The 11,145-nt window shown below is 43.2% G+C and carries 10 protein-coding genes and 1 tRNA gene; 7 read left to right on the top strand and 4 right to left on the bottom strand.

Annotated elements, in window-relative coordinates:
- Positions 1-29 precede the first annotated feature (29 nt).
- The gene (locus tag HUO09_RS01130; RefSeq protein ID WP_188232755.1) at positions 30-902 is read left to right on the top strand and encodes a TraB/GumN family protein; all 873 of its coding nucleotides are present in this window, start codon (positions 30-32) and stop codon (positions 900-902) included.
- A gap of 768 nt (positions 903-1,670) precedes the next feature.
- Here the strand turns inward: HUO09_RS01130 and HUO09_RS01125 are convergent.
- A tRNA-Pro gene (locus tag HUO09_RS01125) sits at positions 1,671-1,747 on the bottom strand.
- A 252-nt stretch (positions 1,748-1,999) separates the two neighbouring features.
- Here HUO09_RS01125 and HUO09_RS01120 point away from each other — a divergent pair.
- From HUO09_RS01120 to rluF, 3 genes are all read left to right on the top strand, one after another.
- Positions 2,000-2,140 (top strand): DUF3149 domain-containing protein, encoded by a 141-nt coding sequence (locus HUO09_RS01120; protein WP_042480052.1) that lies wholly within the window; start codon positions 2,000-2,002, stop codon positions 2,138-2,140.
- A gap of 246 nt (positions 2,141-2,386) precedes the next feature.
- Positions 2,387-2,983 (top strand): DNA endonuclease SmrA, encoded by a 597-nt coding sequence (gene smrA / locus HUO09_RS01115; RefSeq protein ID WP_167411525.1) that lies wholly within the window; start codon positions 2,387-2,389, stop codon positions 2,981-2,983.
- Between the two features lie 134 nt (positions 2,984-3,117).
- On the top strand, positions 3,118-4,167 hold the full coding sequence (gene rluF, locus HUO09_RS01110; protein WP_188232754.1) for a 23S rRNA pseudouridine(2604) synthase RluF: 1,050 nt from the start codon (positions 3,118-3,120) through the stop codon (positions 4,165-4,167).
- Positions 4,168-4,234: 67 nt separating this feature from the next.
- Here the strand turns inward: rluF and upp are convergent, their stop codons facing one another.
- Positions 4,235-4,861: a uracil phosphoribosyltransferase gene (upp, locus tag HUO09_RS01105; RefSeq protein ID WP_167411527.1), complete on the bottom strand. Its 627-nt coding sequence runs from the start codon at positions 4,859-4,861 to the stop codon at positions 4,235-4,237.
- A 166-nt stretch (positions 4,862-5,027) separates the two neighbouring features.
- Here upp and purM point away from each other — a divergent pair, with 166 nt between their 5' ends.
- On the top strand, positions 5,028-6,068 hold the full coding sequence (purM, locus tag HUO09_RS01100) for a phosphoribosylformylglycinamidine cyclo-ligase (protein ID WP_188232753.1): 1,041 nt from the start codon (positions 5,028-5,030) through the stop codon (positions 6,066-6,068).
- Positions 6,069-6,071: 3 nt separating this feature from the next.
- On the top strand, positions 6,072-6,710 hold the full coding sequence (gene purN, locus HUO09_RS01095; protein ID WP_188232752.1) for a phosphoribosylglycinamide formyltransferase: 639 nt from the start codon (positions 6,072-6,074) through the stop codon (positions 6,708-6,710).
- Between the two features lie 80 nt (positions 6,711-6,790).
- Here purN and HUO09_RS01090 read toward each other — a convergent pair whose 3' ends face one another.
- Together HUO09_RS01090 and lpcA are read right to left on the bottom strand one after the other, a co-directional pair.
- On the bottom strand, positions 6,791-7,633 hold the full coding sequence (locus HUO09_RS01090) for a class II glutamine amidotransferase (RefSeq protein WP_188232751.1): 843 nt from the start codon (positions 7,631-7,633) through the stop codon (positions 6,791-6,793).
- Positions 7,634-7,734: 101 nt separating this feature from the next.
- Positions 7,735-8,310 (bottom strand): D-sedoheptulose 7-phosphate isomerase, encoded by a 576-nt coding sequence (gene lpcA, locus HUO09_RS01085; protein ID WP_167411531.1) that lies wholly within the window; start codon positions 8,308-8,310, stop codon positions 7,735-7,737.
- Between the two features lie 333 nt (positions 8,311-8,643).
- Between lpcA and fadE the strand changes: the two genes are divergently transcribed.
- Positions 8,644-11,088 carry an acyl-CoA dehydrogenase FadE gene (gene fadE, locus HUO09_RS01080; RefSeq protein WP_188232750.1) on the top strand — a complete coding sequence of 815 codons (2,445 nt, stop codon included), beginning with the start codon at positions 8,644-8,646 and terminating at the stop codon, positions 11,086-11,088.
- The last annotated feature ends 57 nt before the right edge of the window (positions 11,089-11,145 follow it).

Raw genomic sequence — 11,145 nt, 5'->3', positions numbered from 1 at the left:
CTAGTTTTAGAATTGGTATAAGGAACAGCATGTCTGGCATTACTCAAACGCTTCGTTGGTTGCTACCTTTATTTGTCTTTTCTGCTCAAGCAGAACCTTTGTTCTGGAACGCAACAAACGGCAAAGTCAGCCTCACCATTATCGGCTCTGTACACGTAGGGGAACCATCCATGTTCCCCCTACCTGATGATATCTACCAAGCACTCAATAACAGTGACGGGCTAATTGTTGAGTCAGATACAACCCAGCAACAGCAAATTGTCTATCCCCCCGCCTCCAAACAGGCAGAGCAAGTACTTTCCCAAGAGCAATTGTTTAATCTTGACCAAATCGCTTCTGAGTTTGGACTGAATGTTCAGCAACTCCATACACTTCCACCCTGGAGTGCCGCTTTATCACTTCAGTTCTTACAATTGCAAAAACTCGGCTACGAAACAAAAGATGGTGTCGACCTTCATCTGATGCAGAAAGCAATAGAAACTAAGGTTCCACTGGTACCTTTAGAAACGATGCAATTTCAAATTGATCTGTTAACCCGACAGCCAGAAGATGGTAAAGAGCTGTTAGTTAGTATTATCGATGAGTGGGAAAGTAATGAAACTATGACTCACTGCATGATAGAGAGCTGGAAAGCGGGCGATAGACTGAACCTTGAAAAAATGATGCACCTGACTGAGATGTCGCCAGAAATGGAGCAAGCCTTTGTTATTAATCGTAACCAAGATTGGGCCAATAAGATAAGCTCAGGCAAGTTTTTACCTAATCCAAAAGGTAAATATGTCATGATCGTTGGTGCTCTCCACTTAATAGGCCAACAGAGTTTTATTGAGCTACTAGAAAAGAAAGGTTTCAAAATCACACAGCGAAACCGAAGCCAAAAAGCAAACTGCGAGTTCTTTTAACCCCGCCCTGTTCGACCTCTTAAGATTTACTCAAACGAAAACGGCTCCAGTCTTTCGACTAGAGCCTTTACCTAAATACGGTCGAAGAAGAGCCAGATCCAGAACTTCAGACGAACCTCACTCTGTTCGAATCCTTGAAATTCTCTAAAACGAAAAAGGCCCCAGTATTTCGACTAGAACCTTTTTCTAAATACGGTCAGTGAAGAGCAAGTTCCTAAACTTCAGGCGAACCCCACTCTGTCCGAATCCTTGAAATTCTCTAAAACGAAAAAGGCCCCAGTATTTCGACTAGAACCTTTTTCTAAATACGGTCAGTGAAGAGCAAGTTCCTAAACTTCAGGCGAACCCCACTCTGTCCGAATCCTTGAAATTCTCTAAAACGAAAAAGGCCCCAGTATTTCGACTAGAACCTTTTTCTAAATACGGTCAGTGAAGAGCAAGTTCCTAAACTTCAGGCGAACCCCACTCTGTCCGAATCCTTGAAATTCTCTAAAACGAAAAAGGCCCCAGTATTTCGACTAGAACCTTTTTCTAAATACGGTCAGTGAAGAGCAAGTTCCTAAACTTCAGGCGAACCCCACTCTGTCCGAATCCTTGAAATTCTCTAAAACGAAAAAGGCCCCAGTATTTCGACTAGAACCTTTTTCTAAATACGGTCAGTGAAGAGCCAGATCCTAAACTTCAGGCGAACCCCACTCTGTTCGAATCCTTAAAATACGCTGAAACGAAAAAGGCTCCAGTCTTTCGACTAGAGCCTTTTTCTAAATATGGTCGGTGAAGAGGGATTCGAACCCCCGACCCTCTGGTCCCAAACCAGATGCGCTACCAAGCTGCGCTATTCACCGAGATTGTTCCGTTCAATGGGAACGGATGCGTATATTACGGATTCTATTTTGTTACGCAAGTCATTTAATTAACTTTTTCTTAATTTCCGTTCGTTCGCTCAAAAACCAATCAATCAGCAATAAAATGTGACCGAATACACACCAAAAGAAACAATCACACAACCTATCAATCACAATTGATCCAGATCAGTGTCGGTTTTTTATCCAGAATTTAACTTATGCAGTGTCTCAAGCACTTCTGGAGGAAATACTATGGACTTATGGCTAGATCTCCTGTTCGGTAATGCAGTTGGGTTATCTTCAATGCTGGTTATATTCGGCGCTATAGGGCTGATGCTATTTTATGGCAGCTATTTCATCTACAAAGTGCTTAACGACAAATCTCCTCACTAGATCGCTTAGCATCTATTTTTAAATAGAATCACGCTTTGCACCGGAGTTGATTACTTGTCCACTCCGGTTTTTTATTGCCCGTTATCTTGCCCCTTTCGACGTTACTGATTGGTTGCTAGGCTTTTCCTAACCTTTTCCCCTACCGTTAATCACAAACACTCTTTGGCTACAACAAACAGAACAGGTTGCTTGAGTAATCTCGATTGTTATACTTCCGACATTCCGTGATTAATTCGAGATAGCACTATGTCTAACGATGACTTTGAGTCTCAAGATGATTTCGAACTATTTCATCAAATGATGGGTGATGTAAGACCGATCAAACAAGATACCGCAGAGCTTAGTAAGTCTCATCAGGTTACCGAGGCGCAACTCGCTAAACGAGAAGCTGCCATTACCCATTCAGAGAATGACCCCGATTATCTTTCTATAGACCATGCTCCGATGCTCAAACCAGATGATCACGTTGAATTTAAGCGTGATGGTGTTCAGGATGGGGTCTACAAAAAAATGCGCTTGGGGAAATACCCTATTCAGGCTCGTCTCGATTTACACAGGAAGACGCTCAAACAAGCACGTGACGAAGTGGTAGCCTTCGTGAATCAATGCATGCGAATGGATATCAGAACCGTGATTATCGTGCATGGTAAAGGCGAACGTTCTAATCCTCCGGCATTGATGAAAAGTTTTGTCGCACACTGGTTAACCCAGATGAAAGAAGTGCAATGCATTCACAGCGCACAACGCTTCCACGGCGGCACGGGGGCTCTTTACGTATTGTTTAAGAAAAGTGTTGAGAAGAAAAACGAAAACAGAGAGCGCCATCAGAAACGCCTTGGCTAAGTATAGATACCTGTTAGAATGCGCCCTCGCCAAATTTTGAACACATTATTTATTTCGAAAGCATTATTTATTTTGAAAACAATGCTTATCATCGTTTTCAAAAAAAGCCGTTGTGAAACGTTACAGGAGACAACATGTCACAATCTGAAGGCAAACGCCTAAACAAATACATCAGCGAAACAGGTTACTGCTCTCGTCGTGAAGCCGACAAGTTAATTGACCAAGGTCGAGTCACCATCAATGGCAAAGTCCCAGAAATGGGTACCAAAGTCACCGATGAAGATGAAGTACTGATTGACGGTAAGTCACTTCGCAGCAAAGAAAAATCTATCTATATCGCGCTCAACAAACCTACTGGCATCACTTGTACTACTGAACGAGATGTTCCGGGGAATATTGTCGATTTTATCGGCCATAAGAGCCGTATTTTCCCTATCGGACGCTTAGATAAACCTTCAGATGGTTTGATTTTCCTGACTAATGATGGTGACATCGTCAACAAGATCCTGCGCGCTGGCAACAACCACGAGAAAGAGTACGTAGTTCGTGTCGATAAACCAATCACTCCTGATTTTATTAAGCAGATGTCTTCTGGCGTGAGAATTCTCGATACAGTGACCTTGCCATGTAAAGTAGAAATGGAGACCAAGTTTTCCTTTCGTATCATTCTGACTCAAGGTCTCAACCGTCAAATTCGTCGTATGTGTGAAGCTTTAGGGTATGAAGTATTTAAACTGCGCCGTGTGCGTATTATGAATATTTCTTTAGATGGCATTCCAAACGGGAAATGGCGCTATCTGACTGACGCTGAAGTGGCAGAGATTCTGACGATGTGTGAAGATTCTACTGGTACTGAAGAAGCATCAAAAGTTGACGCTAAAGGCCACAATATTCGCAAAGCGACAGATGCGAAATTGTTCGATAGCCGAGAAGAAAACCGCGAATCAAAAGCTCGCAGAAACCAGAAATCGAGCTCTTTCAAAGACAAAACTTATCAAGGTCACAACGCTGATACCTTCCGCCATGCGCCAAACTCAAAGAAAGGCAAAGCAAGAAGTGACAACCAAGGCAGAGCTCAGCAAGGTAAACCTCAACATAGCAAACCGAATCAACAAAGTGCGAGAGGCAATAATAAGCCGTCAAATACACCTAGAGTCGGTGGAACCCTAGGGCTGAAGAAGTAAATAGCTCGTCAGAAGCAGAAAAAACAGAAAAGGGAGCCGAAGCTCCCTTTTTTACAAGTAAACTAAATTACTTAGTACCAAAGATCTTATCGCCAGCATCGCCAAGACCCGGAACGATGTAACCTTTGTCATTCAATTTCTCATCAATAGCCGCAGTGTAAAGTTCCACATCTGGGTGAGCTTTTTCTAACGCTTCAATACCTTCTGGCGCAGACACAAGAACCAATACTTTGATTTGGTTACAACCTTTCTCTTTTAGAAGATCGATGGTCGCGATCATAGAACCACCAGTAGCCAACATTGGGTCAACAACAAGCGCAATACGCTCTTCAATGTTTGAAGCCAGTTTGTTGAAATACGGTACAGGTTCTAGCGTTTCTTCATCACGGTAAATTCCGACAACACTGATACGTGCACTAGGAATATGCTCTAGTACACCATCCATCATGCCTAAGCCAGCACGTAGGATTGGAACTACAGTTACTTTCTTACCTTTAATTTGGTCAACTTCAACAGGACCATTCCATCCATTAATGGTTACTTTCTCAGTTTCAAAGTCTGCAGTTGCTTCATAAGTCAGTAGGCTACCTACTTCTGTTGCTAACTCACGAAAGCGCTTAGTACTGATGTCACCTTCTCTCATCAAGCCAATTTTATGTTTAACAAGAGGGTGTTTAACTTCAACAACTTTCATTTCCATCTCCGGCACAATTTAAATAAACCTCGGGATTATACACCTATTTTTTCAACTTTACCGACCAAAAATACCGATAAAAAACTGACGCAAACGTTTTCCTTTTTGTTTTAAGCCCTGTAGAATAGCGCCGTTTTCATATCCAACTAGACCGAGGAACTTCCCCGTGAGCGGTAACAAGACTTCACTTAGCTACAAAGATGCTGGCGTAGATATCGATGCTGGCAATGCACTTGTTGAACGAATTAAAGGTGCTGTAAAGCGTACTCGTCGCCCAGAGGTAATGGGTGGCATTGGTGGCTTTGGTGCATTGTGCGAGCTTCCAACCAAATACAAGCAACCTGTACTGGTTTCTGGTACAGATGGTGTTGGTACCAAACTTCGTCTTGCTTTGGATATGAAAAAGCACGACACCATTGGTATTGACTTAGTGGCTATGTGTGTAAATGACCTGATTGTACAAGGTGCTGAACCACTATTTTTCCTTGATTACTACGCAACAGGTAAGCTGGATGTAGATACTGCAGCTGACGTTGTTTCTGGTATTGCAGAAGGCTGTATTCAAGCAGGCTGTGCCCTAATTGGTGGTGAAACAGCTGAAATGCCGGGAATGTATGAAGGCGAAGATTACGACGTAGCTGGTTTCTGTGTTGGTGTCGTAGAAAAAGAAGACATCATCGACGGTACTAAAGTAGCTGCGGGTAATGCATTAATTGCTGTAGGTTCTAGTGGCCCACACTCAAACGGTTACTCTCTAGTTCGTAAAATTCTAGAAGTTTCTGCTGCTGACAAAAATGAACTTCTTGAAGGTAAAACGATTGGTGAACACCTTCTTGAGCCTACTAAGATTTACATCAAGTCAGGTCTCAAAGTGATAGCAGAACACAACATTCACGCCATCTCCCACATCACTGGCGGCGGTTTCTGGGAAAACATCCCTCGCGTACTTCCTGAAGGTACCAAAGCGGTTATTGATGGTAAGAGCTGGGAATGGCCTGCAATCTTCAAATGGCTACAAGAGAAAGGCAACGTAGATACACACGAAATGTACCGTACGTTTAACTGTGGTGTTGGTCTAATCATTGCCCTTCCACAAGACCAAGCAGAAGCCGCTGTTAACCTTCTAAAAGCAGAAGGCGAAAACGCATGGGTTATCGGTGAAATTGCAGCAGCTCAAGCTGGTGAAGAGCAAGTAGAGATCAATTAATCCATGAAGAGTATTGTTGTTTTAATTTCAGGAAATGGCACCAATTTACAAGCGATCATCGATGCTTGTGAGTCAAGCATTAGTGAAGGCAGAGTAACGGCTGTTTTTTCGAATAAAGCAACTGCTTATGGCTTAGAGCGAGCTAAAAAAGCAGGTGCTGCGGCGGTATTTGTCGATCCAAAAGAGTATGAGACTCGTGATGCTTACGACCATGCCCTGATGGAGCAAATTGATGAATATAAGCCTGACCTTATAATTTTAGCGGGCTATATGCGAATCCTAAGCAGTGAATTTGTACGTCACTACTTAGGACGTATGATCAACATTCACCCTTCACTGTTACCTAAGTACCCAGGACTGAATACTTACCAGCGTGCTATCCACGCAGGTGACGAAGAGCATGGCACCAGTGTTCACTTTGTAACTGAACAACTTGATGGTGGTCCCGTGATTCTTCAGGCAAGAGTGCCTATTTTTGATGAAGATACTGTAGAGACACTGACAGAACGCGTTCAAAATCAAGAGTATCGCATCTATCCGTTAGTGACTCAGTGGTTCGTTGAAGGCAGACTTGAGATGATTGAAGGCAAAGCATTCTTAGACGGCGAGCCTTTAGGCATGCACGGTTATGCTAGCGAATAACGCTAGTTAAAGCTTAGAGTTAGCAAAAAGGGTTGATACTGCATCAACCCTTTTTCATATTCGTTTCTTATAGCTGTTCACTAAATCGGCTCTGTGGGCGCTTGGTTTCCTGGCTTAGGCGCAGCAAATGCCACATCGGCTAAATCTGCGCTATTACTTTCGAACAGTTCACCATAGTGAAAAATATTGAATTCACCCGGCTTCATTCTTTGCCACTGCTCATTTCCGGTTAAAGGCTGAGTCGCAATCACTGAAACCACATCATTCGGTGTTGTTTCTTCTTGAAAGTTGATTTCAATATCTTCATCGAGCAAAGCGGCTCGTCCAAATGGCGCTCGGCGAGTGATCCAGTAAAGATGATTCGTGCAGTATGTCATCAGGTATTCACCATCAGACAGCAACATATTGAACACACCTTTCTCGCGCAGTTCATCACAGCACGAAGAGATATAGCGAAAAACCGCATGCATATCCTTCGGTGGTTCAGGGTAACGGTTCTCTAACTTATCGAGTAACCAGCAAAATGCCGCTTCACTGTCTGTTTCTCCGACAGGACGATGACGACCTGTTGGCAAACCTTGATAGTCAGTTAGTTGCCCATTGTGAGCAAATGTCCAATAGCGCCCCCATAACTCACGAGTAAATGGGTGTGTATTTTCTAAATTGACACCACCTCTATTTGCTTGGCGAATGTGGCTTATCACCGCGCAGCTTTTGATTGGGTATTCTTGGACTAACTGTGCAATCTTCGATTGGTAACTAGGATTGGGATCTTTAAATGTTCGAAAGCCTTTACCTTCATAAAACGTGATTCCCCAACCATCTCTGTGCGGTCCGGTATTTCCACCACGTTGAATCAAACCAGTAAAACTAAAACAAATATCAGTCGGGACATTGGCGCTCATTCCGAGCAATTCACACATCTTAACTCTCTCTCCTACTACCCTTGAACTCCTGACTAGCGATCATGTTTCGAGCTGGCCTATATAATTTGTTATATAAAAACCAGCTCGATAAACATCAATTATTCCATTTCTTTTTCAATAAGCTGAATAATGATGTGGATGATTTTGATGTGTACTTCTTGGATACGGTCTGCGTAGCCAAAATGTGGTACGCGAACTTCAACATCTGCAATACCAGCCATTTTGCCACCATCTTTACCAGTAAGAGCGATAGTCTTCATACCTTTCGCTTTTGCAGCTTCGATTGCTTTTAAGATGTTGCCTGAGTTACCAGAAGTCGATAAACCGAACAGGACATCACCCGCAGAGCCAACCGCTTCAACATAACGCGAGAAAACAAAATCATAACCGAAGTCATTACTCACACAAGAAAGGTGGCTTGGATCAGAAATGGCAATACCAGGGTAACCAGGGCGGTTTTCACGGTAACGACCCGTTAACTCTTCAGCAAAATGCATTGAGTCACAGTGTGATCCACCATTACCACAAGACAACACTTTGCCACCTTGTTTGAATGAATCAGCAATAAGCTTAGCAGCTGCTTCAATTTGAGCGATGTTGTGATCGTCACTCAAAAACTTGTTCAACACTTCAGCGGCTTCTGTTAGTTCACTTCTAATTAGATCCTGATACATAGTTATTCTCTTCTTAAATCTGCTTGCAGATGAACTCTCTTCTCTGAGAGCTAGGACATTATTGAGTTTACCCAAACCTGTGATTCTGTCGATAGATAAGCCTCAATAATTCCACGTTGAGAACAATTTTCACCTCTCTAGAATCGAATCAGAGCGCACACTTTAGAATATTCACTCTACTTAGATCACTTTTTGAACATTTAATGGTTTTACATTTTATTAATATTTCATTTACACTTTACTGGTTAGACCACTATGACAACTTTAGAAAGCTCATAAAAATGAATGCTGACAATTCGAAAAAATAAACAGCATGACTATAAGGACATTAACATGGACATCTTGCTCTCAACATTAGGGTTCTTTGCAATACTAAGCGCTTGCCTGTATCACAGAACTTCATTGTTTGTATCACTCGCTGCACTCACCATCACTATGCTGGTGCTCTCACTATTCGGCCCTGTAGGTATAATCGGCTGGAGTTTATATTTAGCAGCAATCGCGCTTTTTACTGTCCCTTCTATTCGCCAAGCAGCAATTAGCGGAAAAGCTTTAACTGTGTTTAAAAAAGTACTTCCTGCTATGTCGCAAACAGAAAAAGAAGCGTTAGACGCAGGCACAGTATGGTGGGAGGCAGAGCTGTTCAAAGGCAAACCGAACTGGCAGCAATTGCACGACATTCCTGCACCGGAATTAAGTGAAGAAGAACGCGCTTTCCTTGAAGGTCCGGTGAATAAAGTCTGTGCAATGGTTAATGATTACCAAGTGACCCACGAGCTGGCCGATCTTCCTCCAGAGGTTTGGCAATATCTGAAAGACAACAAATTCTTCGCCATGATCATCAAGAAAAAATACGGTGGCTTAGAGTTTTCGGCTTATGCGCAGTCTTTAGTGTTGCAAAAACTGACTGGGGTATCTGGTGTACTTTCATCAACCGTGGGCGTACCCAACTCATTAGGCCCGGGTGAACTACTGCAACACTATGGCACTAAAGAACAGCAAGACCACTACCTACCTCGACTAGCAGAAGGCAAAGAGATCCCATGTTTCGCTCTTACCAGTCCTGAAGCAGGTTCAGATGCCGGCTCTATTCCAGATTTCGGCGTTGTCTGTAAAGGCCAATGGGAAGGCAAAGAAGTTCTTGGTATGAGACTAACCTGGAACAAGCGTTACATTACCCTTGCACCAGTAGCTACCGTCTTGGGTTTAGCATTCAAATTGCAAGACCCAGAACACCTACTTGGTGACAAGGAAGATATTGGCATTACCTGTGCACTTATCCCAACAAATTTAAAAGGTGTGGAAATTGGTAACCGCCACTTCCCGCTCAATGTCCCGTTCCAAAATGGTCCTACTCGCGGTAACGATATTTTTGTTCCACTCGATTTCATCATCGGTGGCCCAGATATGGCAGGCCAAGGATGGAGAATGTTGGTTGAGTGTCTATCGGTTGGACGTGGTATCACTCTACCTTCAAACTCAACGGGTGGCACAAAAAGCGCAGCTTTGGCAACGGGTGCTTACGCTCGTATTCGTCGTCAGTTCAAACAACCTATCGGTAAAATGGAAGGTATTGAAGAGCCGTTAGCACGCTTGGCTGGTAACGCGTATGTGATGGACGCGGCAAGTAATTTGACCGTTGCTGGTATCGACCTTGGTGAGAAACCATCAGTGATTTCTGCAATTGTGAAATACCACTGTACCCACCGTGGTCAACGTTCCATTATTGATGCAATGGACATTGTTGGCGGTAAAGGTATCTGTTTAGGTCCTTCAAACTTCTTAGCGAGAGGTTATCAGGGTTCGCCGATTGCAATTACTGTAGAAGGCGCAAACATACTGACTCGTTCAATGATCATCTTTGGTCAGGGCGCGATTCGCTGCCATCCATATGTATTAAAAGAGATGGAAGCCGCACACTCTGAAAGTTCAAATGCTGTTGAACAATTCGATAGCGCATTGGCTGGCCACGTAAGTTTTACCATCAGCAACTTAATTCGCAGTGTCTGGTTAGGTCTAACTGATGGTATCGGCTCTTACTCACCAACTAAAGATGCAACACAACGCTACTACCAGCAGCTAAACCGTTACAGTGCGAACTTAGCACTTTTAGCTGACATCTCAATGGCTGTTTTGGGCGGTTCTTTAAAACGCAAAGAGCGTTTATCAGCCCGTCTGGGTGATATCTTGAGCCAGCTATACATGAGCTCAGCAACACTGAAACGTTTTGAGAACGATGATCGTCCGGTTGAAGATTTGCCATTGGTTCATTGGGGATTACAAGACAGCTTGAAACAAACAGAAGTGGCGATAGATGAGTTTCTTGCAAACTTCCCTAATCCAGTAATTGGAAAAGTATTGCGTGTTTTAATTCTGCCTTTTGGTCGTGTTCGTAAAGGACCAAACGACAAGCTGGACAGCAAGCTGGCGCAAATACTTCAAACACCAAGTGCAACGCGTACACGCCTTGGCCGTAACCAGTATTTAGCCCCTACGGCGCATAACCCAGCAGGTCGAATAGAACTGGCACTGAGCGTTGTCCTTCAAGCTGAACCTATTTTTAATAAGGTATGTAAAGCGCTTGATAAACGTTATCCATTCACTCAACTGGATAAAATTGCAGCAGAAGGATTAGCAAACAAGATCATCAATGAACAAGAAGCAGAGCTTTTAGTTGAGGCTGAAAGCCACCGCTTATACACCATTAATGTCGATGACTTTGCGCCGTCTGAGCTTGCAGCAAAAAAGACAAAAACTAAACTGGAACAAGTCGCTTAGAGAAAAACGAAGCGATAAAACAAATCGTTAAAACGTAAAAAAGGGAGGTTTAACCTC

This window comes from Vibrio sp. Y2-5 (assembly GCF_014596725.1).
Lineage (GTDB): Bacteria > Pseudomonadota > Gammaproteobacteria > Enterobacterales > Vibrionaceae > Vibrio.
Note: the sequence above shows the minus strand (reverse complement) of the source record. Positions and strands in the feature narration are given on the sequence as shown.

Bases quoted from the DNA above. Each gene is read 5' to 3' on its own strand.
- HUO09_RS01130 (WP_188232755.1), top strand. From the start codon at position 30: ATGTCTGGCATTACTCAAACGCTTCGTTGGTTGCTACCTTTATTTGTC.
- HUO09_RS01120 (WP_042480052.1), top strand. From the start codon at position 2,000: ATGGACTTATGGCTAGATCTCCTGTTCGGTAATGCAGTTGGGTTATCT.
- smrA (WP_167411525.1), top strand. From the start codon at position 2,387: ATGTCTAACGATGACTTTGAGTCTCAAGATGATTTCGAACTATTTCAT.
- rluF (WP_188232754.1), top strand. From the start codon at position 3,118: ATGTCACAATCTGAAGGCAAACGCCTAAACAAATACATCAGCGAAACA.
- upp (WP_167411527.1), bottom strand. From the start codon at position 4,861: ATGAAAGTTGTTGAAGTTAAACACCCTCTTGTTAAACATAAAATTGGC.
- purN (WP_188232752.1), top strand. From the start codon at position 6,072: ATGAAGAGTATTGTTGTTTTAATTTCAGGAAATGGCACCAATTTACAA.
- HUO09_RS01090 (WP_188232751.1), bottom strand. From the start codon at position 7,633: ATGTGTGAATTGCTCGGAATGAGCGCCAATGTCCCGACTGATATTTGT.
- lpcA (WP_167411531.1), bottom strand. From the start codon at position 8,310: ATGTATCAGGATCTAATTAGAAGTGAACTAACAGAAGCCGCTGAAGTG.
- fadE (WP_188232750.1), top strand. From the start codon at position 8,644: ATGGACATCTTGCTCTCAACATTAGGGTTCTTTGCAATACTAAGCGCT.